The sequence below is a fragment of the Lacrimispora sp. genome, assembly GCF_032078915.1.
Taxonomy (GTDB): domain Bacteria; phylum Bacillota; class Clostridia; order Lachnospirales; family Lachnospiraceae; genus Lacrimispora.
On the sequence record NZ_DAMAUN010000048.1, the window covers coordinates 14,517 to 36,168 of the forward strand.

The 21,652-nt window shown below is 44.1% G+C and carries 21 protein-coding genes, 1 tRNA gene and 1 riboswitch; of the genes, 4 read left to right on the forward strand and 18 right to left on the reverse strand.

Annotated features, from left to right (window positions below; all coding sequences use genetic code 11):
* Nucleotides 1-30: 30 nt before the first annotated feature.
* The 6 genes from RT269_RS17845 to RT269_RS17870 form a co-directional block, all read right to left on the reverse strand.
* Complete coding sequence (locus RT269_RS17845) at nt 31-1,686, reverse strand: Na/Pi cotransporter family protein (protein ID WP_313184592.1); 1,656 nt, start codon at nt 1,684-1,686, stop codon at nt 31-33.
* Nucleotides 1,687-1,787: 101 nt separating this feature from the next.
* A complete protein-coding gene (locus RT269_RS17850; protein WP_313184594.1) occupies nt 1,788-2,780 on the reverse strand; it encodes a dipeptidase in 993 nt (330 codons plus the stop codon).
* A gap of 132 nt (nt 2,781-2,912) precedes the next feature.
* Nucleotides 2,913-4,091 (reverse strand): ABC transporter permease, encoded by a 1,179-nt coding sequence (locus tag RT269_RS17855; RefSeq protein WP_313184630.1) that lies wholly within the window; start codon nt 4,089-4,091, stop codon nt 2,913-2,915.
* Nucleotides 4,075-4,734: an ABC transporter ATP-binding protein gene (locus tag RT269_RS17860; protein WP_313184631.1), complete on the reverse strand. Its 660-nt coding sequence runs from the start codon at nt 4,732-4,734 to the stop codon at nt 4,075-4,077. The genes RT269_RS17855 and RT269_RS17860 overlap by 17 nt, the downstream gene beginning before the upstream one ends.
* 71 nt (nt 4,735-4,805) lie before the next feature.
* A complete protein-coding gene (locus RT269_RS17865; RefSeq protein ID WP_313184595.1) occupies nt 4,806-6,611 on the reverse strand; it encodes an efflux RND transporter periplasmic adaptor subunit in 1,806 nt (601 codons plus the stop codon).
* Between the two features lie 22 nt (nt 6,612-6,633).
* Nucleotides 6,634-7,722 carry an S-layer homology domain-containing protein gene (locus RT269_RS17870; RefSeq protein WP_313184597.1) on the reverse strand — a complete coding sequence of 363 codons (1,089 nt, stop codon included), beginning with the start codon at nt 7,720-7,722 and terminating at the stop codon, nt 6,634-6,636.
* 294 nt (nt 7,723-8,016) lie between these two features.
* Between RT269_RS17870 and RT269_RS17875 the strand changes: the two genes are divergently transcribed.
* Together RT269_RS17875 and RT269_RS17880 are read left to right on the forward strand one after the other, a co-directional pair.
* Complete coding sequence (locus RT269_RS17875) at nt 8,017-8,691, forward strand: response regulator transcription factor (RefSeq protein ID WP_313184598.1); 675 nt, start codon at nt 8,017-8,019, stop codon at nt 8,689-8,691.
* Nucleotides 8,688-9,956: a sensor histidine kinase gene (locus tag RT269_RS17880; protein ID WP_313184600.1), complete on the forward strand. Its 1,269-nt coding sequence runs from the start codon at nt 8,688-8,690 to the stop codon at nt 9,954-9,956. Before RT269_RS17875 ends, RT269_RS17880 begins: the two co-directional genes overlap by 4 nt.
* A 48-nt stretch (nt 9,957-10,004) precedes the next feature.
* Here RT269_RS17880 and RT269_RS17885 read toward each other — a convergent pair whose 3' ends face one another.
* From RT269_RS17885 to RT269_RS17905, 5 genes are all read right to left on the reverse strand, one after another.
* The gene (locus tag RT269_RS17885) at nt 10,005-10,715 is read right to left on the reverse strand and encodes a GTP pyrophosphokinase (protein WP_092250145.1); all 711 of its coding nucleotides are present in this window, start codon (nt 10,713-10,715) and stop codon (nt 10,005-10,007) included.
* 26 nt (nt 10,716-10,741) lie between these two features.
* A complete protein-coding gene (locus tag RT269_RS17890; RefSeq protein ID WP_313184602.1) occupies nt 10,742-11,578 on the reverse strand; it encodes an Mrp/NBP35 family ATP-binding protein in 837 nt (278 codons plus the stop codon).
* Complete coding sequence (locus RT269_RS17895; protein WP_313184604.1) at nt 11,571-12,389, reverse strand: Cof-type HAD-IIB family hydrolase; 819 nt, start codon at nt 12,387-12,389, stop codon at nt 11,571-11,573. The genes RT269_RS17890 and RT269_RS17895 overlap by 8 nt, the downstream gene beginning before the upstream one ends.
* Nucleotides 12,390-12,661: 272 nt before the next feature.
* Nucleotides 12,662-13,234, reverse strand: a complete 573-nt coding sequence (locus RT269_RS17900; RefSeq protein ID WP_313184606.1) for a folate family ECF transporter S component — start codon at nt 13,232-13,234, stop codon at nt 12,662-12,664.
* Nucleotides 13,235-13,294: 60 nt separating this feature from the next.
* A riboswitch (THF riboswitch) is annotated at nt 13,295-13,392 on the reverse strand.
* Between the two features lie 35 nt (nt 13,393-13,427).
* Nucleotides 13,428-13,976, reverse strand: a complete 549-nt coding sequence (locus tag RT269_RS17905; protein WP_313184632.1) for a phosphatase PAP2 family protein — start codon at nt 13,974-13,976, stop codon at nt 13,428-13,430.
* 244 nt (nt 13,977-14,220) lie between these two features.
* On the opposite strand from RT269_RS17905, the gene RT269_RS17910 reads away from it, so the two are divergent.
* Both RT269_RS17910 and RT269_RS17915 read left to right on the forward strand, forming a co-directional pair.
* Nucleotides 14,221-14,592, forward strand: a complete 372-nt coding sequence (locus tag RT269_RS17910) for a CidA/LrgA family protein (RefSeq protein WP_313184607.1) — start codon at nt 14,221-14,223, stop codon at nt 14,590-14,592.
* The gene (locus RT269_RS17915) at nt 14,585-15,277 is read left to right on the forward strand and encodes an LrgB family protein (RefSeq protein ID WP_313184608.1); all 693 of its coding nucleotides are present in this window, start codon (nt 14,585-14,587) and stop codon (nt 15,275-15,277) included. The genes RT269_RS17910 and RT269_RS17915 overlap by 8 nt, the downstream gene beginning before the upstream one ends.
* Before the next feature lie 169 nt (nt 15,278-15,446).
* Here the strand turns inward: RT269_RS17915 and RT269_RS17920 are convergent, their stop codons facing one another.
* The 7 genes from RT269_RS17920 to RT269_RS17950 all read right to left on the reverse strand — a co-directional run bounded on the left by RT269_RS17920 (nt 15,447) and on the right by RT269_RS17950 (nt 21,609).
* Nucleotides 15,447-16,703: a metal-dependent hydrolase family protein gene (locus RT269_RS17920; RefSeq protein WP_313184609.1), complete on the reverse strand. Its 1,257-nt coding sequence runs from the start codon at nt 16,701-16,703 to the stop codon at nt 15,447-15,449.
* 4 nt (nt 16,704-16,707) lie between these two features.
* On the reverse strand, nt 16,708-17,412 hold the full coding sequence (locus tag RT269_RS17925; RefSeq protein ID WP_313184610.1) for an amino acid ABC transporter permease: 705 nt from the start codon (nt 17,410-17,412) through the stop codon (nt 16,708-16,710).
* 5 nt (nt 17,413-17,417) lie between these two features.
* Entirely contained in the window at nt 17,418-18,125 is a 708-nt protein-coding gene (locus RT269_RS17930; protein WP_313184611.1) for an amino acid ABC transporter permease, read from the reverse strand.
* Nucleotides 18,126-18,146: 21 nt separating this feature from the next.
* Entirely contained in the window at nt 18,147-19,049 is a 903-nt protein-coding gene (locus tag RT269_RS17935; RefSeq protein WP_313184612.1) for a transporter substrate-binding domain-containing protein, read from the reverse strand.
* A gap of 62 nt (nt 19,050-19,111) precedes the next feature.
* Nucleotides 19,112-19,183 (reverse strand) — tRNA-Cys (locus RT269_RS17940).
* Nucleotides 19,184-19,733: 550 nt separating this feature from the next.
* Nucleotides 19,734-20,894 (reverse strand): flagellin lysine-N-methylase, encoded by a 1,161-nt coding sequence (fliB, locus tag RT269_RS17945; protein ID WP_313184613.1) that lies wholly within the window; start codon nt 20,892-20,894, stop codon nt 19,734-19,736.
* Nucleotides 20,895-20,988: 94 nt separating this feature from the next.
* A complete protein-coding gene (locus RT269_RS17950) occupies nt 20,989-21,609 on the reverse strand; it encodes a manganese efflux pump (protein WP_313184615.1) in 621 nt (206 codons plus the stop codon).
* Between the last annotated feature and the right edge of the window lie 43 nt (nt 21,610-21,652).

Here is a 21,652-nt window from a genome sequence, read left to right on the forward strand (position 1 = left end):
TCCTTTCTTATTTCCTGCCCACGCGTTCTGTTACATCTCATCCCTCACGTAACCGGCGATATTATGGGCATGGTCTGAAATACGTTCCAGATTGCTCAGTGCATCCAAAAAGATAATTCCGTTTTCCGGTTTACATGTCTGAGCAGATAAACGTTCGATATGACGTTCCCTTAATTCCTCTTCCAGGCCGTCCACACGTTCTTCGCTTCGAATCACTGCGCGGACCTCTGACATGTCTCCTGTCTCCCTGGCTTTTATGGCATGCTCCAGAGAGGAGCGAACTTCCTTAAACATTTCCTTGATTTCATTTTCTGCACCCTTTGAAAATATTATGTTCCGATTGGTTTTTTCTATTGCCAGCTCGGATAAATTCTCACAGTGATCGCTGACCCGCTCAAAGTCGCTGATTGTATAAAATAAGTTTTTAACCAGAAGATGCTGCTCTTCGTTTAAGGACTGGTTATTAAGTTTAATCAGATAATCTGTGAGTATCTTTTCAAAACCATTGATTTTCTGTTCCATTTTTTCCACCAGCTTTGCCTCTGCCTTGTTGTTGCCAAGAAGAGCCGCCTCCGCAAGATCTAAGTTTTCCATGGCAGCATTTCCCATACTCACAACTTCATGGTTCACATTCTCGATGGCAAAGGAAGGGGTTTCTAAAATTCTTTCATCCAGATGGCGTTTCATCTGGGTATCAGAATCAACCGGTGATTCTTTCTGGTCTTCCCGTACAAGCAGGCCGGAAGCTTTTACCAAAAGCCCGGCAAAGGGGAATAAAATAATGGTATTGCTCACGTTAAATATGGTATGAAAGATGGATATTCCCACGCTGCTGATCCGTGAAGCCGCGAAAACCGGATTCAGTTTAAACACGACAAACATGACGCATCCGAAGATGACAGCACCCACCACATTAAAAAGAAGATGAATGACAGCGGCGCGTTTAGCGGTTTTGTTAGCTCCCACGCTGGAAAGCAGGGCGGTAACACAGGTACCGATATTTTGTCCCAAAGTGATAAATATGGCTGACTGCCAGTTCACAATGCCGTTGAGGGCCAGTGTCTGCAAAATTCCTACAGATGCTGAAGAGCTTTGAATGATGCCGGTAACAACAAGGCCTGCCAAAATTCCAAGAAAAGGATTTCTTCCTAAAACGGAAAAGGCCTGGCTGAAAATAGGTGCGTTCCGGTAAGGCGTAATGGAGTCTGACATAAAGGAAAGTCCTATAAACAGCACACCAAAGCCTACCAGAATTTCTCCAACCTGTTTTTTCTTCCCGCTTCCGGTAAAAAGGCTTAAAACAGCGCCCACGCCTACCAGTGCGGGAGCAAAAAACTCGGGTTTCATCATCTCTCCCCATTCACTCATGGATACGATCCAGCTGGTGACGGTTGTTCCGATGTTGGCACCCATAATAATACCAACGGCCTGCTGCAGATTGATGATCCCAGCATTTACAAAGCCTACCACCATGACTGTGGTGGCTGAGCTGCTCTGAATGATGGCGGTAATTCCAGTTCCCAAAAGCACACCCATGAGCCGGTTGCTGGTAAGTACTCCTAAAAGCTGCTGCATTTTATGACCTGCTGATTTTTGCAGCCCATCAGCCATAGCGTCCATTCCATAAAGGAACATTCCCAGCCCCCCGATGAATTTAAATAGCATTTGTAAATCTGCGATTGACATAGCATCCTCCGTTTTTCATGATAATACATTTTTGTAAATACTATATCAAATCCATGTAAAGTAAAATGCACACAAATGTAAAATTTATGTAAATTCTTGTCTTAATGTAAAATTTCTTTGTAGACACGAAGGACATTTCCATAAAAGACTGCCTCAATTTCGCTTTCCGAAAATCCCTCTTTTTTCATATAATCTTCCAATAGGGGTAAGTCTTCCGGAGATTTCAATTCTAAATTTCCCCCGATGCCGTCAAAATCCGATCCAAGCCCAATACACTGGATGCCACCCACCTTTTTCATATGCTTCATATGTAAAATCATATCTTCCACCCGGCTTAAGGCTCCTTCCCCCTTTTTCCAGTCATGAAGAAAATCAGCGCAATAATTGATTCCGGTCACGCCGCCTCGTTCGGAAAGCTTTCTAATCATATCGTCCGTTAAGTTTCTTGGGTTGGAGGCAATGGTTCTTGCATTGGAATGGCTGGCAACAAATGGCTTTTCCGTATACTTGAACATATCTTCTATCCCGGCATCCGACAAATGGGAGACATCGATAACCATTCCCAGCCGTTCCATCTCCTGAACGAATTCGATTCCCTTTTCCGTAAGCCCATGCTCCATCTCCGGCTCAAAAAAGGCATCTCCGTTTTCCTCCCAGATCCGGTTGGGATGCCCCAGTTCATTTTTATAGTTCCATGTAAGAGTCGCCATTCGGACTCCCAGCCGGTAAAAATTTCTTAAGAATGCCAGTTCTCCCTGGCAGACGCCTCCTTCTTCTATGGTAAGCATGGCAGACATCTTCCCATTCTTCCGGTTTTCTTCAATATCCCTGTAGCTTTTTACAATACCAATGATATCTTCATATTTCTCCAGCTCCGTATAAAAAAGGTCAACAAGCTTCATACAATATTCAAACGGATGCTCCTGCCTGGCGAGATTTGTATACAAAGCAAAGTTCTGTAAGCAATAATCACCTTTTTTCATACGCTCAAGGTCAATATGACAGTCATTTTTTAAGATGGAAAAGACCTTTCCTTCTTCCCTCCGGTAAAAAAGCTCTGAAATGGTATCGCAATGCATATCAACAACCTTCATAATTTCTTCCCTTTCTTATGATTCATTGAATGAACTCTATGCAAAAGGAGCAGCCCAAAAATGAGCTACTCCTTTGGTAACTATGCAAATAGTATCACCAATATGATATATTTGCAAGAAAATATTCGATATTTACTCGCTGCGCAGAGCGTCTATAGGATTCAGATCAGCAGCCCTTCTGGCAGGCATATAGCCAAATAAAAGGCCGATCCCTACGGATACGCTGAAGGAAACTATGACGGCGCCGGGTGTTGGTGTGGCATTCATTCCCATGGCAGTTCCAATGATGGTAGTTGCCACAGAGCCCACCACGATACCCACAACCCCGCCAAGAGAGCTGGTAACTGCGGCCTCTATTACAAACTGCTGCATGATGTTGCGCTTTTTTGCCCCCAGCGCCTTCCTGATCCCGATCTCCCTGGTACGTTCCGTTACCGACACCAGCATGATATTCATAACCCCCACTCCGGCAACCAAAAGAGAGATTCCGGCGATACCGCCAAGCATCATGGACATCATGGAGATCATGGAGTTTAAGGAGTCTAAAAGCTCACTCATGGCAGTAATCCGGTATAAGTCCTCATCCTTGAAGGTTCCATAAAGAAAAGTATTAATGGCCTCCTTAGCCTCTGTGGTATGGTCCATGTCGGCGGTGGCAAAGATATAGCTGTTTATATCAGCAGTGTTGTTCATCTTGGCGGCACTTGTGTAGGGGAGGTAGAGCACATCGTCTGAACCGCCGGCCTTGAGTTCAGTCTCATCCTGTCTGGAAATCACACCAACGATCCGATAGGCATATCCGTTTACTTTTATGGTCTGGCCTACGGCTTTTTCTGTTCCTCCATATAATTCCCATGCCACATAATAGCCTGCAACGCAAACCTTTTGCCTGGATAGGATATCTGAATACTGGAGAAACCGCCCCGATTCCAAGGTCTGATCCTTCATTTCTAAATATTCCTCACTGATTCCGGATACCGTAGTATTGGTCAATGATTCCGTTCCGTTTTTTAAAGTGGAGGACAGAGAAACCCTTGGTGTCATCTGAGAAAAAAGATTTCTGTTGTCCTCATAAAATTGATACATCTGATCCACGGTTACGGACCTGGATGAAAGATTTGTTACGTTGACATTAATCTGGTTGGTACCCATGCTGGCAAATCGTTCTGTCATATAGGACATTTGTCCGTTTACAAGGCTTACCAGAATAATGACCGATGCCACGCCGATAATAATTCCAAGCATGGTGAGAAAGGAACGCATCTTATTGCTCCAGATGCTCTTTAAAGCCATTTTAAAGGATTGCAGAATATTCATTTACGTCTCCATCGAAATTAATCTTACCATCGTGTACCCGAATCACCCGTCTGGCTTCCCGTGCTATGGCGCTGTCATGGGTGATCATGACGATGGTATTCCCTTCATCGTTCAGCTTTTTTAAGAAATCAAGGACTTCCCGGCTGGTTTTAGAATCCAGGGCCCCCGTAGGCTCATCGGCCAGAATCAGGGAGGGATCCCCTGCCAGCGCCCTTGCAATGGATGCTCTCTGCTGCTGGCCTCCGGAAAGCTGATTGGGAAAATTTTTCCACTTTTCTGACAGACCTACCCGTTCCAGAGAGGCCATAGCCCGTTTGTTCCGTTCATTGGTTCCTACCCCTGCATATAACAGGGGCAGTTCCACATTTTCCAGAAGATTCAGTCTGGGAAGCAGATTATACTGCTGGAAGATAAAACCGATCATCTTATTGCGTATCCCGGCCAGCTGGTTATCCGACATCCTGCCCACATCCTCACCGCCCAGAAGATATTCCCCTGAGGTGGGAACATCCAGTGCGCCTATGATATTCATGAGCGTGGATTTTCCGCTTCCCGATTTTCCTACTATAGCTACAAATTCCCCGCGGCAAATGGTTAAGGACACGCCGTTGTTTGCACGAACCTCCTCCTCTCCCATCTGGTATACTTTATAAATATCCTTTAATTCAATCAAGGTATTTTCCACGCTATATAACCTCCTTGCGGCCCTTAGGGCTGACGGCCGCTGCTGCCGGAACTGCCGCCGCTGCCTGTACCGCGGCTTCCACTGCCGGAACCACTGCCGGAACCACCGCCTTCACTGCGGTACCTGCCACCAGAACCGGAGCCAGAGCCTCCTGGGGCTACGTTTATGCCGCCCATGCCGCCCGGCATCATGATATTCGTTGTAGTACCTACAGTGGTTTGAGCGACGTAAACCTCCTGGTTCTCTTCCAGGCCGCTGGTGATTTCCACATAATCATCATTGATCAGGCCTGTGGTGACCTCTACGGCCCTAAATCCTGCGGGAATGTTCCCCTGGGCATCCTTCACCGTTTCATCCTTTACATAAACACGATTTCCCCGCATCAGTGCATCGGCAGGTACAGCCAGGACGTCGGCCGCTTTGTCCAGAATGATCACTCCGTCTACGTTCATGCCGGGGAGAAGCTCATCCATGCCGTCATTTAAAGTAACAGTAACCGGATAATTGGTGACCCCGTTGGAAGTAGAGCTTTCCAGGCTTACATTGGTAACTGTGCCGGAAAAGGTTTTACCAGGTACGGCGTCAGCTGTAATATTCACCTCCTGGCCTACTTTCACGGACTTGACATCCAATTCATCCACAGACATTTTAAACGTATAGCCGGACATATCGTATATGACTGCCAGTATGGTGCTTCCGCTGGAACTTTTGCTGATCTTATCTCCTGCCTTCACGGTTTTCGTAATGACCTTTCCGGATATGGGAGCAGTAATGGTGTAGTTCTCATAAGTATTCTGGGTGCTCTCCAGTTTGCTTTTTGATCCTTCCAGAGTTTCCTGGGCCTTTTCCATTGTATCTTTGTAAGAACGCAGCAGCTTATCCGCAGACTTGCTTTCCATTGTAAAGATAGGAGTGCCTTTTGTTACATAATCACCTTCATGCACCAGCAGGGTTCCTACCTCCACGCCGGAGGATAAGTCCGCTTTCATGGTCGACTCAAGCTTGGGCTCAAAGGTTGCTTCCACACTGCATACATAATCGCCTATCGCTGCCGTAGCCGGGGTTTCCGTGGTAAGACCGCCTGGATTTGTAACCTCAATGGTGACATAACGAACGATACGCCCTCCTGTTAAGGTTACATCCATATTGCTGACAGAAGTGACTGTGCCCTGGATCTGCTCTCCCGTGTCTGTAAGGGTCAGAACCGCCGCCTGTCCGGCCGCGATCTGGGCTGCCTCCCCGGAAAGGAACGGAAGCTTGATCTTCATGGTTTTATCATCATAAATAGAGGCAATTTCCGTATTGTTCCCTACTTTATCCCCTTCCTTAATGGAAAGCGATTTTATGTACCCGCTCTCTGTGGATTTATAGGTATTTCCGCTGTAATCACCTAAAGCAGAATTATAATCATCCAGCGCCGTTTGATAATTTTCCTGGGCTCTGGTCAGGGAATTATTCACCGATGTCATCTCCGATTCCATGGATGACGTATCGATCTGGTAGAGGATCTGTCCCTTTTCTACCTCGTCTCCTTCTTCAAAATCTGCTGCAATGACTTCTCCTTCCACCAAAGAGGTTATGTCATAGGTATTCTGAGGAGAAATGGTTCCCGAGGAGGATAGCTCAGAAACAATGTCCTGCTTCGTAACTTTTGCAGTTCTTATGCTCTTTGCTTCGGCGGATGCTTCCTTTGACTTTTTAAAGCTTGCCGCCGCCATCACTCCTGCCAGCGCCGCAAGGATTATGATAAGAAGGATCAAAACCTTTTTCCCCTTTATCCGTCCTTTTCTTTTTTCTTTTGAAAATAATTTCTGAATGACTTTTTTCATTCCGGCTTCTCCTGTTAATCTTCTATTCTATATAATCAATGACAGTCCGGGTTTCATTTCCTTCTTTATCTACAGACAGGGTATAGACCAGATTCACGGTATCACCTACCCGAAGGTCCCCATAGGAAGAAAATGCAAACTTCATCTCAGTGCTGGTAAGCTCGTAGGTATTGCCGTCATCCAGAATGATTGCTCCCGGAGTCATTAAATCCGCAGAATCATAGACAACGTTTGTGATTTCTCCAAATATGGCGGAGCGTCCGTTTTCATTTTCGTTTCCAATGGTATAAAGCCACACGGTTTTAGAAATGGTATGATAATATACTAAAACTCCGTCTTCGCTTTCCAAGGAAACATCAATTGCATTGCTGGAATTATTAACAGGTTCCCCATCAAGATAAATATTGGCATCGCTAAGCTTAAAAGGCAGAATGGATTTGAGCCTGCTGCTGCTTTTTGCGGTCTTCGGTCCCTTGATGCTGTTGTCGACCATAGAAAATGGATCGATCTCCCCGTCACTGGTCAATTCACAGTTCAGGCTTTTTCCAAACATGGTTCCGGATTTCGTATCTGTCTTTAACAGATTATAAAACAGGTTGATGCAATCTTCTTTATTTAAGACTTCCAAAGCCTCTTTATTCAGATTTTCATCCAATTCCAGAAAATGATATTTGGAAAGCCTGGAACCGGTCTGGTCACCGGTAAAATCAGAATTTGCATAACCCAAAAGCCCTAAAACTCCTTTTACCCCTTCCTGAAGTGTTATGGAATCGTCCGGTTTAAAATTTCCTCCCAGATATCCGTTCATCCACCCCTGTTCCGCTGCAATCCGGATTTGGGCTGCATATTCATGGTTCCTTGGCACATCGGCAAATACGGAAGTGTTGCTGGTCTTGCCGGCCGTGCTCCGGTAGGAGGAAGCATTTACCAGCATACTGGCAAATTCCCCCCGCGTCACCGCCAGATTTAAATTCCCAGTGTTCATGATTCCCGAAACTCCGACTACCTTTTTCCTTAAATCAAAGCTGCTTGATGCCTCTGTTATCATAGGGCTGGCTGCCGTCGCGGCCATTACAAAAGCCAGGGAAGCCGCTATTTTACGTCCGTTCATCCAGTTTCTCCTCTCATCATTCAAATCTGAAGCTTATTTTAACAGGCGCTTATGTCTGTTTTGTGACAGTAAGCTGAAATTAAACTGAAACTTTGTTTTATTTGTTTAAAAAAACTCCTATACTCATTAACAATAGCAGACTCTGGCTATGATATTTCAGCCTATTTTAAGGTTAATCCATTATGATATTCGTACGTCTCATTGCCACGTAAAATGTAAGATTGCCTAACAAGCAGTCTCAGCTTATAATAGATGTCAACAGGTTCATAATAATAAATATAGGAGAATCGGATCATGAAGGTATTGATTGTAGAAGACGAAGTAAGGCTGGCCGATGCTTTGGGACAGATTATGAAGGAACAACATTACCAGGCTGATATTGTGTATAATGGAACTGACGGTTTGTCCTGCGGTCTTTCCGGGGAATATGACGTCATTGTTTTAGATGTCATGCTGCCGGGGGAAAATGGCTTTCAAGTGGTGAAAAAACTGAGAGAGGCCCGCATCCAGACTCCTGTTCTCATGCTGACCGCACGGGATGACATTCAGGATAAAGTAACCGGGCTTGACCGGGGAGCTGATGACTATATGACAAAGCCCTTTATTCCAGAAGAGCTGTTAGCCCGCATCAGGGCTCTCTCCCGCCGCCAGGGAGAAGTGATCGTAGAAGAAATGAAATTTGGGGACTTGACCCTGAATCTCTCTGCCAATGATTTATGCTGCGGCACCAAATCCATACATCTTGGGTATAAGGAATTTGAAGTGTTAAAGATCCTTATGAGCAATTCCGGAAGGATCGTTTCAAAGGAAACTCTCATCTCTAGGGTATGGGGCAGTGATTCCGACGCAGAGGACAACAATGTTGAGGCTTATATTTCCTTTTTACGCAAAAAGCTGAATTTTGTGGGTTCAGGGGTAGAAATCAGCACCCTCCGCAAGGTCGGATACCGCCTGGAGGAAACAACATGATAAAAAAATTAAGAATACGGTTTGTTTTGATTAACATGATTTTTGTGATAAGCATTCTTTCCGCAGTTCTTGGCATCTTTTACTACGCCAATTTTAAACGCATCGAACGTCAGACCGTCATGGCTCTTTACCAGGCCGCCGACCGAAACCGGTCGGACCATCTGCCGGATAAGGTGGAAATCACCCGTAGACCCCAAAGGAATCTGCCGCCTCTTGTCCCTGTTCTCGTGGTTAATTTAAACAACCGCAATTCCATAGAGAACATAAGGGAAAACAATTTAACAGTTACCAGGGAGCTGGCTTCCACCCTGGTGGAGCTTGCAAAAGCAAATGACTCTTCCCAGGGGGAGCTTAAGGATTATTCCCTTCGTTACCTTAAAGTTTCCTCCGCAGAGGGTACGAAAATAGTATTTGCAGACCAAAGATATGAACGGAATAATTTAAAAGCTCTTTTGATCAATTGTCTGCTGGTCTTTCTAGCGGCGGTTTTTCTCTTTTTGATCCTGAGTATTTTCCTGTCCCGTCTGGCCCTAAGGCCTGTGGAAACCGCATGGCGGATGCAAAACCAGTTCATAGCCGATGCATCCCATGAACTAAAGACACCTCTTACCGTAATCCTAGCCAATCTACAGATCCTTTCCCATCATAGGGAATGCACCATCATGGACCAGCAGAAATGGCTGAACAACACAAAAGAAGAGGCTGAACGCATGAAGCAGCTTGTAGAAGAACTGCTCTTTTTGGCCCGTTCCGATACTGGGGCCGTCCATGCCTCCCAGACGGCAATGGCACCTCTGGATTTCAGTGACATCGTATTAAACGGAGTCCTGCTTTTTGAATCCGTTGCCTTTGAAAATAAGGTGAACCTGGAAAATAAAATTGACCCAGGCATTATCCTGGAAGGCTGGGAAGTCCAGCTGAAGCAGGTAATCAACATCCTGTTAGACAATGCCTGCAAATACGCAGGAAAACATGGTTCCGTATCTGTCAGCTTAAAAAAATCATCCCATCATGCCGTCTTGACCGTTCAAAATACGGGAGACCCTATTCCTGAAAAGGAACAGATCCATGTCTTTGAACGTTTTTACCGGACGGATGAATCAAGAGTCCGTAAGGATGGAGGCTATGGACTTGGCCTTTCCATTGCAAAGACCATTGTTGAACACCATAAGGGGAAGATTAACCTGACCAGCAGCCTTGAAACAGGAACTATTTTTACCGTCAGCCTTCCCCTTTCTTCCCGCCAGCACATAAACAAAACTTAAAAAAGGGAGCAATTGCAGGCTTTTCCCACAATTGCTCCCTTCTCTTATTTATTTAGAAACTGCAATTCCATGATCCTCAATTCTCTTTCTGATCCCCAGCATTCTTTCGTCGGTCTGTGCGATCACGTCCGCACATTCCCGCAGTTCTTCACTGATTTCCTGGGAATACTCTTCCACTTCTTTTTTATATTTTAATTGGTGGTCCAGACTGGCCCAGAAATCCATGGCAATGGTCCTGATCTGGACCTCTGCCCTCATCCATTTTTTCTGGTCGGAAAAGAACACGGGGATCTCTACGATCATATGATAGCTGCGGTACCCATTTTTCTTAGGGTGGCGGATGTAATCCTTAATGGCAATGATATGTACATCATCCTGGCGGGCCAGCATATCTGCCACCGCATAAATATCATCAAGGAAAGAGCAGATTACGCGGATTCCTGCAACATCATCCAGATTTTCCATCATGGATTCCAGGGAAACCGGCAGCCCTCTGCGCTGCAGCTTTTCCACAATGCTGATAGGCTTCTTTACTCTTGATTTAACCATTTCAATTGGGTTTCTGGAGTTCCTTACTGACAGTTCATCATTTAGGACCTCCAGCTTTGTCTTGATCTCCCGGATGGCACAGGTATACATCATCATAGCTTCCTGAAACTGGTATGCCTGCTTCATAAGCGGGTCTGGAACCTGAACCAGATTGGGAACATTCACAATGGACTGGTTCAATTCACTATTGGGGTTCATACTAATATTCATTCTTATCCCTCGAAACTTACATTACTTTAAGCTTTCTCTGCTGCCGAAACTGCCTCGTTAAGCCAGTTCACCTCTAAATACTCGACCGTACCGCCATCCACTGCGGCGGCGATCTGTGGATCAATGGGGATTTTAGCCAGAACAGTAAGGCCACTGGCTTTGGCTGCTTCATCAACGCGGCTCTCCCCAAATACAGAAATCTGCTTTCCACAGTCCGGGCAAATTAAGTAACTCATGTTTTCCACCAGCCCCAGAATCGGTATGTTCATCTTTTTCGCCATATTTACCGCTTTTTCAACAATCATGGTAACCAGCTCCTGAGGGGAGGTGACAATGATAATTCCGTCCACTGGAAGGGACTGGAACACGGTTAAAGGCACATCTCCGGTACCCGGAGGCATGTCCACGAACATATAGTCAATATTATCCCATAGGGCTTCCTGCCAAAACTGTTTCACAGCCCCTGCAATGACCGGACCTCTCCAGATGACAGGATCTGTCTCATGATCCAGAATCAGATTCGCTGACATCACTTCAATTCCTGTTGCCGTGGTAGCCGGGATCATAAGGCCACCAGGCGTCATGCCCACACCGTAATCCGAAAGACCAAAGGCCTTTGGAATGGATGGGCCGGTGATATCCGCATCAAGGATTGCCGTTTTATAACCTTTCCCGTTCATGCCTGCAGCCATCAGGGACGTTACCAGGGATTTACCCACGCCGCCCTTTCCGCTTACAACCCCGATTACCTTTTTTACTGTGCTGGCAGGGTTAAGGGGTTCTAAAAAGCTCACCTGTTCCTCACGGCTGCCGCAGCTCTCCTGGCAGGTATTACAATTATGAGTACAATTTACCTCACTCATTGATGATTCCTCCTAATAAATTATAGTCTAATATATGGAAGACGGCTTTTTTTAGGCCATCTGTTTCTATCGAATCCGTAACATAACCGGCTGCTCTCTTTACCTCGTCAGAGGCATTTCCCATGGCAATTCCAAGGCCTGCTCCGCTTATCATGGAAATATCGTTATTGCCGTCGCCAATGGCAGCCATCTCACCGGCAGAAAAGCCGTAATGCTCTGCCATCTTCATGATCCCGTTCCACTTACTACCGCCTGCGGGAATCACATCACAGCCCATCTCGTCATGCCAGCGCATGAACTCACAGCCGCAAAGATACTTCTTCAGCTTCTGCTCCATGTCATAGGATACATAAGGTATTATCTGGTAAATACGCTGGTTTTTGGCCCGTTCTACATTTAGAACAGGAGGAATCATGGTTCCGATTTCCATCTGGACCTTTTCCACTATATGATTCACCATATTGATGTACATGCGGTCCCCTTCCATAAACATGCAGGGAAATGGCTCTTCCTCCAAAAACCTTAAAGTCCGCTCCACTTCACCAGGATCTATGGGCAGATCATAAATGATCCTGTCTCCGCAATAGCAATACTGGCCGTTTAGCGTCACATATCCATCAAAGAGGATTCCCTCCAATAGGTTTTCTTCTTCCATTTCAAGCTTATGGCGTCCTGTTGCAATAAACAGCAGGATTCCTGCCCTTCTGGCTTCCAAAAGTGCCTCTTTTGCGCTGTCCGGGATCCGTTTTGTTTGAAAATCCCGAAGCGTACCATCAATATCAAAAAAAATGGCCTTTATCTTCTTTTCCATTTTTCCATCATTCCTTCTTAATCTGATTCTTCTTATCTGTGTCCGTCAAAACATACAAACACTTAAGATTATAATATATCTTAACTGAACTTGCAACGCAAAGGAAGATAAAAGGGCGTTTTGGGCCGTTCTGACAATCTGCGATAGCAGCTATGAGGTTATGCCTGGTGAAGCGGGGCACGCTGTGAGCAAGCAGGGTCGCGGGTTGGGAATATCCGGTTGACTTGGCAAAAGGCCTGTGCCGTCATCAATGACGCTACAGGCCTTTGTTTTTATTTTGTTCCCGCAGTCTGGGCCTTACGGATTGTTTTAAAAACCCCCATGGTATCCAGCGCTTTTGCCATGGAATAAAAAATCATGGAATCAATTGGCCACATGACCAGGTTTTTAAGTGCCCTTGCCGGTAAAAGTACCATAAAGCCCTTTCCGTACAGGATAGAAAGACACATAGTATTTAGAATCACATTACATACCAGCATGACTAAAAGCTTGGAAACCAGAACCCGTTTTAAGGTGACAGGCTTTCTGTAATACATGCAGCCATACATGATACCTGCCAGAACAGTTACCAGGGTCAATCCCGGGAAAAATGCACCCGTAGGCTTTAAGAGGTATTTAAGCACATCCATACTTCCGGAAAACAGGCCTCCTACTACCGGACCAAACAGGTATGAAACCATTCCATTGGGAATGGAAGAAAAACTGATCCGGATGTAATTTCCCATATTAATGGAAAACATGCCCAAAACAATTGCTACTGCGCCAAACATGGCGGCTGTGGTAATGGTCCTTACAGACTTCAGCTCTCTGTAAGAATCGGTGAACAAAGTGACGAATTTTTTCATAAAAAATACCTCCTTTGCAGACCTCAAACTACAACCGGAGATAATATTCCTATCTTCTGATGCAGCGGGATGCGACCGGTGTACCGCAAGAAAATCTTTTCGTCCGGCTGACAACTCCCTGTTCAGCTGGCACTTAACGCACACGGGTCTACTCTGCGATTATTATATTGTATTTTGTAACGCCATCAGTATATCATAGATTTCCCGGAAAGCAAATATTTTTTTTAGAAATTCTACCTTTCTCCACTATGGAATGGACCAAAAAAGCGATCAAAACGCCAAGAATCAGCCCTCCCAGCACATCGGTGGGAAAATGAACAAACAGATACATTCTGGAAATACCGATAAGCGCCGCCAGTATCAGGGCTGCAGTTCCCCATTTCCGGTTGTAAAGCCAGATGCTCACAGCTCCTTCAAAGGAAGCAAGGGTATGACCGGAGGGGAAGGAATAGTCTCTGGGGTTATGAATTAAAAGGGGCACGCTGCTGTCGATCCAACAAGGCCTTTCTCTGGCAATCACGTTCTTAAGGAACGTATTTCCAATCAAAAAGCCGGCTGCCAGAGATAAAATAACACAAAGGCCCATGATTCTTGTCTTTCTAAAACACAGTAAAATAACTCCGGTGAGGATCCAGAAAATCCCGTGATCTCCCAAACTGGTAATCTCCTTCATAAACACATCCAGCCAGGGAGTATGTAGCGATTGTAAAAAATACAGAATATCAAATTCCGTACCAGCCATCATAATTCTTTACTCCTTTTCATTCATGCGCCTATGATGCCAGGCAATGAGCCAGCCACCGCCTTAGCGGCATCAGGCAGATGCAACAAAATATTAGGCGCTAGCGTCTATTATACCTTGTTCTCCTTAAATTTACCATCAAAAAAAACTCGCCATGATAATAAAACCATTTGACAAGCCCAAAATTTAAGTTTAGGATAAACCATAGTTGAAATGTCAGGAAGGACACTAAGGAGGCTATTTAATGAAATACATCAGACAATTCACTATTATTCTATTTATATCTCTGGCAGGAGAAATCATACATCTGCTGGTTCCCCTTCCGGTCCCTGCAAGCATCTATGGTCTGCTTGTCATGCTGATCGGGTTAAGGAAGAAATGGATCCCATTGGAGGCAGTTGAGGAAGTCAGCATATTTCTCATAGACATCATGCCATTGATGTTTATTCCGGCGGCCGTCGGACTTCTGGATTCCTGGGGAATACTTCGGCCCATTTTAGTTCCTTTTCTGGTCATCACCCTGCTTTCCACAATCATCGTGATGATAATTACCGGAAAAGTGACTCAGTTATTTATGAAAAACGACAGAAATGGAAAGGCAGAAAAAAATGAGTAATACAGTAAGTGATTTTTTGTTTTTTGGTGCAGTGCTCAGTCTCTTAAGCTATGAGCTGGGACTCCGTTTAAAGAAAAAATTCAAATGGGCTATCTTCAACCCTCTTTTAATATCCATCTGTGTTGTCATGGTATTTCTGTCTGTATTTCACATTGATTATGAGGTGTACGACAAAAGCGCCAAATACATCAGTTATCTTCTGACCCCGGCCACCATTTGCCTGGCAATCCCTCTTTACCGCCAGATGGAACTGCTTGAGAAGCATTCCAAAGCCATTATAGCAGGAACCCTGACCGGGGTTTTCACCACAATGACCACCGTACTGCTTCTGGCTCTGGTCTTTGGGTTAAATCATCAGGAGTATGTTACATTTTTGCCAAAGTCCATTACCACAGCCATTGCAATGGGAATTACGGAGGAAATGAAGGGATATGTGACCATAACGGTAGCCAGCATCATCATCACCGGCATCCAGGGAAGCATCATTGCGGAAGCTGTGTGCAAGATATTTAAAATTACGGACCCCATTGCCAAGGGCATTGCCATCGGTTCAGCTTCCCATGCAGTGGGAACCACAAAAGCCTTGGAAATGGGTGAGATCGAAGGCGCTATGAGCAGCCTTGCCATAGCAACCTCCGGACTTTGTACCGTTATATTTGCTTCTGTATTCTCTGGCTTCCTGTAAATATCTTCCCATTCCCAAAGAATTCTACTTGAGAAGGAATTGACTGAAACTGGAAATTCACCAAGTACCATTTTAAAGAGGTTTGCAGCATAATTTCAAAAACCATGCTGCAAACCTCCAGTTATCTGTTCTGTTAATTCTATATTCATTTTAAATATTGCTAAATATTTTATAGATTATCTTTATAAATCTTCCCATCCTTCATGATCAGTTTAATATTATTCCTGTCTGCCAATATATCCAGATCTTCAACAGGATTGCCTTCCACGATACACAGATCTGCAAAAGCCCCTTTTTCCAGCACTCCTATTTTTCCTTCCGGATAAGGATTCTGATAGGTCATAAGCTTCGCCAGTTCATTAATATTCCCTGTTGCTGCCACAAGCCCTTTAAAACTGCCAAATCTTTTTTTAAAAAAGGAAAAATCTTCTAACTGGTATTTGTCTACCCGTTCCGGATCTCCAAAAGAGTCTGTTCCAAATAATATTGGAAGATTATATTTATGGATCAGCTCTGTGGTAAGCGCTTCTCCCTGTTTTACCAGGGCTGATTTTCTCTTTATGGATTCCGGTGTATGCTCATTATGCCAGTTCCTGCCGCATTGCGGACCGGCTGTTACCCATATTCCATTGGCGGCTATGACCTTGGCCGTTTCTTCATCCATCATAGTCGCATGTTCAAAACTTTTAACGCCTGCTCTTGCGGCCCTTTGCATGGACTGGGGCGTATAAAGATGGGCCATGACATAAGTTCCGTAGTCCGCCGCCGCTGAAACTGCCGCTTTCATTTCCTCCAGGGTAAACTGAATCGTCTGAATCGGGTCATAAGCAGAAGATATCCCTCCTCCTGCCATTATTTTAATTTGTGATGCCCCAAGAAAAAGCTGTTCTCGTACCGCTCTTAGCATTTCTGCCACTCCGTCCGCTAATACAGTGCCTTTACTCTGTAAGGTTGCAGAGACATAGATACTGTCAGTCAGCCGGTACTCTGCTCTGCTTGCTCTTGTATCTCCATGGCCGCTTGTTTGGGAGATAAATGCATTTGATGGTAAAATCCTTGGCCCCTCTAAATATCCGTTATCAATATTTTTCTTCAACCCGTAGGTCACGCCTCCTGCATCCCGAACCGTAGTAAACCCCCGAAGAAGCATATCACGGGCAAAACGGACGGAACGGACTGCATTTTCATCCTGCCTCATGGCATCAGAAATTCCGGCTCCATTAAAAAACAAATGAACGTGAGCATCTGTCAGGCCTGGTATCACCGTTTTATTTTGTGCATCGATGATTTGATCAAAATTCTCCTCTGAGAATGCTCCCTCAAGGATCTCTTTTACAAGGTTGTTTTCTATTACAATCCATGCATTTTTCTTTAACTTCTCATGCCTGCCATCAAATACATTGGCATTTTTTATAAGTTTTTTCATATACTTAAAGCTCCTTTCTGTATCTTCCAAGATGTCGTTCCAGGGCATTGCCGCTCCACTGTATAACCAGGCTGAACATCCAATAGATCATAGCTGCTGCAAGATAAGCTTCAAAGAAACAGTAAGCTGCATTGGCATATTTTAAAGCGCCATTTAATATGTCCATAACTCCAATCAAAATTACCAGGGAAGTGGCTTTAATAATAGAAATAATGCTCCCTGTCAGGGCCGGAATCAAAACCAGCAAAAACTGAGGAAAGACAATCCGGCGGAACGTTTGATTTGGGGTCATGCCAACGGAATACCCTGCCTCATACTGCCCCTTCGGAATAGAAGAAAGTGCTCCTCTTATATTTTCAGATAGCTGAGTGGTGCAGGTAAAAGACAGTGCGAAAACTCCTACATAAAGCATATTGATATCATTAACCCGGACTGCCAGCCTGAGTGCTTCTGCCAAATCATTAAATTTCATTGCAAATATAAGCCCCGATGCGACTATGATTAGATTCACAGGAACTGCTTTAAAAATAGCAATATAAAGGTCAAGGAAAAAGGATAATCCTTTGATGCGGTATGTTCTTCCAAGGGCAATCAGTGTACCGAATACAAATCCAATAATCAGTACCAAAGCTGCAATATATAGAGTGCTGGGGATATATTTAACCGCATTCCAGAAACATTCCAAAATATAATTTAACTTAATATTCATTTTCTTCACGCCTCTTTTATTTTACTTTCAAAATTAAACCGCGTTAAAAGATGGGCAAAAAAATGTTCCAGCATAAAGCTTGCCAATACAAAGATAACCGCCGCACAAAAATATCCCTCTAACGAATGGAATGTAACGGTACCAATAGCTCTGACCTTCCCCATCATATCCGTAACACCCAGCATATAGGCCAGGGAAGTTGCAGGAAGAAGTCCCACCAGCATGGTGCTGAACCCCGGAAGCAACACCCGGAGAGCCTGAGGCAGGACAATCCGGAAAAAAGTCTGATTTCCGCTTAACCCTACGGAGTATCCGGCTTCCGTCTGCCCTGCCGGCACGGATAATATAGCTGCACGTATATGCTCCGATAAAAAACCAGCTTCGTTTAAGCCGTAGGCTATGTAAACAAATATCAGCTTATTCCATTTTGATGTGATATTACTCCCTACAAGGGCCGTAATAAAAAGCGGCATACCATAATACACCAGAAACATTTGTACCAGAATGGGCGTCCCTCTTACAAAAGAGATGTATAAAGCCGCCATTTGGCTTAATACAGGCAGCTTTTTGATGCGGATCATAGCAATTGCAGTGGCAAGTATAATTGCTATTGTAATAGAAACCAATACGATGTTAAGAGTAACCGGTAGTTTTGAGAGCACTTTAGGAAAATATGTTACCACTCTATGAAAGGAAAAAAAATCACCTGCCATGATTATCTGCTCCTTCCTATCTTATTTGCTTAAATTAACGGTATAATCAGCACCCAGTATTTTCTCGGAAAGTTCCTTTTGCCAACCGGAATCCAACAGTTCCTGCTGTGCTGCATCTATATCCTGCTTAAGCTGCTCATCACCATAGTTATAGATAAAATAGCAGCCGTTTCGCTTTTCATAATCATAAAAGAGTCCGGAACCGGTAACATCAAAAATATCTCCATATGCTGCTTTATCCAGACTGTCATTAAATGATGTACTAAGAAGTCCATCATAAATACCGCTGTTTAAGCTGGCCAAATGCTGTTCCGTCGTTCCGTCGTCATAAATGATTGTAATTGGATTGTCGGGGTGATCGGCATTAAATTTTTCTGTCAAATAGGCTACATTGGAGGATGTGGACACCGCAATTTTTAGCCCGCCTAAGTCTTCTTCACTGCCAATCACAATACTGGAGCCTTTTGCAACTCTGAACGTATATCCGCCATAATCAAAGTTTCCCACCTCGCCATATAAGTACTTTTTTGCCCGTTCTTCATTCCAGCCGTAATGATGAACAGCAATGTCGTAATTGTCCGTATCAAGGCCTACTAATATATTTTTAAACTCCGTAGGCTCATATTCAAATTCATATTGCGGAAGCAGTTCATCAATCTTTTTTAAGGTTTCATAATCATAGCCTTGTAAATTTCCATCCTCATCCACATAGCACATAGGATTAAAGCTGTTTCCTATTCCGATTTTAATAGTTTTTACATCCGTCACTGTACGTTCCGTTGTTGTGCTTTCTGCCGCCCCGCCGTCAGCAGGTGCGCCACTTTTTGAATTGCAGCCTGCTGTAGCAGCCATTGCCGCTAACAATACTACTGCCGTTAATACTGCCATCATTGCTTTCCTGGATTTTTTAACACTTTTTTTCATTTTTCATTCTCCTTTTTTTGTATTCTTTAATTTATATAAACAGCTAAGTTTTTATTTATCAGCGGTACCGGTCGGATTTGAACCAACAATCTAAGTTTTGCAGACTCTTGCCTTTTCCTTCTGGCTACGGCACCCTATCTTCTGTTATTTGTGAATCAGCCAAACTGCTCCAATATGCAATAAGGACTTGGACTTTCATCCAAATCCTCTAGTTTTCTAGTCAGATTTATGCCAATTTTATGATAGTTCCTCTATCATAGAATAATCAGATTCAAAAAACCCGGCCCGGCCATCTTGAGCAAATCAATCAGGTATCTGCCTTCTGACTGGGGAAATTACCATAAATAAAAAAAGAACAACCTTCCTCTGATATGCATTACTGCTTATCAGAACCTCCAGTTGTCCAGTCAGCTCTTTAATCTGATTCGATTTCATTTGCACGATCTTGCGGTTTTAAGTGAAAATAGAAATCAATATTCCAGTATTTTATGAAATGAAATGTTTTGCTGTGTGTTCTTCCTTTTCATTACCTACTATATCTATATGTTTATATGCGTTATATTATAATCTTAACCTTTTTAATTGTCAATACTTTTTTTAGAATATTCGAGCTTCACTAAGTACTGATGAAATTGCATTCATCTGAAAATTCATATCCACCGGATATTTAAAAATCAGTATCCCCTAAAGCATCTGGAGAATCTCCTCTAGACCAAAGCTTTTATCTGCCCGGAATATTCGTTCCATTTCATTGAGGTTTACATCCGAATGCTCTACCTCTCTGGAAAATCGGTGGGACAGATGAACAAATTCCTTAAAATTCAGGCTGCCTTCATTTCTCTTAAATACTGCCAGGCCCATTTCCTGAATAAGAATTGTGCTCACTGCGGCAAGCTTTACTTTAACATAGGGGTGTTCATCATAAACAGCTCCGCAGAAATAGGTGAAGATAAAGTATACCATAAGCTGTTCGCTCCACTGCTCCCATTGACGCTTACGGCCTTCATCCTCCATTAAATACCGGTGAAAAGCTTTCCTGTTTTCCTCATAGCTTTCTGCACCGGCATCAAACAATATCCCTTTAAGAGTTCCCAAATATTGGGGCCAGCTCTCATTAAGAACTTCAAGCTTTCCAAACAGAGAGAACCACTTCTTCATCTTTTCATAACGGATCCTGTCTTCTATCCTGCGAACAGCCATTTTCTTTTCCACGATCTCGGCTCCGGCCGTCCCTTGATACCGTTTCATCAATTCATCCAGCTCATATAATTTTTCCTCATTGATTCTCCGTTGCATATCATGAGAAAACCCAAGTGCCATGGCAGCGCGCAGACGGCAATCCATGTCCCGGTTTTGCAGGAAGGATAAGATCAGATCCCTTGCATCCATAAGCTTTGTAAACAATAAAAAATCAAAATCAGGATAGGACTCCTCCCTTTCATCCTCTTTTGTAAGAAAACGGACAGGTTCTTCACAACCAAGAATCAGACCGGCAGCTTCCTCACAGGATAAGGACAGAGAAATTTCCCTGACTCCTTCATATTCTTCTATATGCCTCGGATAATCCCGGCAGGTTTTGCATAGCATTCCCGGACCGGCTTCTTTATAGATATCGCATAGATTGTCCTTATTTAGAAACGCACACCGGCCGTCACACTGCCTAAAGGAGCCATTTTTCCAGTCTATCCACTGATTAAGCCTTCTGCCAAAAGAATCCTTTCGCATTTGGTATCGTTTCTTTGTAAGATCATCGATCATGATGGCCCAGCCTGCACAGCAGGTATCCGGGCACTCTCCTGCCACACAGCGGAATTTATTATAGTAATGAGGTATTGTAAACTGCATAAATGATTGCTCCTGTTTTTTGATAACGATTATACCGCATTTAAAAACGGGGTGCAACCCATGAAAGAGTGTACCCCGTTTTTAAATCAGATAATCATAATTTTCCAAATGCAAGAAACAAGAACAGTATGCCGCTGACCCAGGACAAATCCCAGTTCTTTAAAGCTGCAAGCTTATGTCCCAGAAACAGGCCGATATACATGACGGCAGTTCCCACAATTAGAGCGCAAAGGGTCGTAAGCCCCGGAGGTATCATCAAAAATCCTGATAAAGCACCGGCGATCAGACTATCTAAGGACATGGCCAGGGAAAACATGATGGTTTCCTTCCAGGACAAGGATTTGGAATGGTCCCAGTCTGCTGCCAAAGGATTACCATAAATATTTATGATGATGCTCAGACCGGAAATAGAAAATGTCAGATTCTTTTGAACATTCACATGGCTGTTAATATACTTCTTTATGGTATAGTCAAGAAGTTTTATTACACCCAGAAGAAACAGACAGGAAAATGCCGCCCCCTTTGCAAAACCTTCCGGTACCAATCCGCTGATCACGCTTCCAAATACAAGAGCAGCGCCCAGACAGCCGCTGCAGATCATATTCACTGCAATAACCTTTCCGCAGGAAATCTTCAGCCGGTTCGCCCCATAAGCAATGCTGGCAACAAAGGTGTCGGTACTAAGTGCCAGCACAAGAATTAATATATCACGCATATCCCGGAATCTTACCTTTTTATTTTAATATATTCATTCAAGT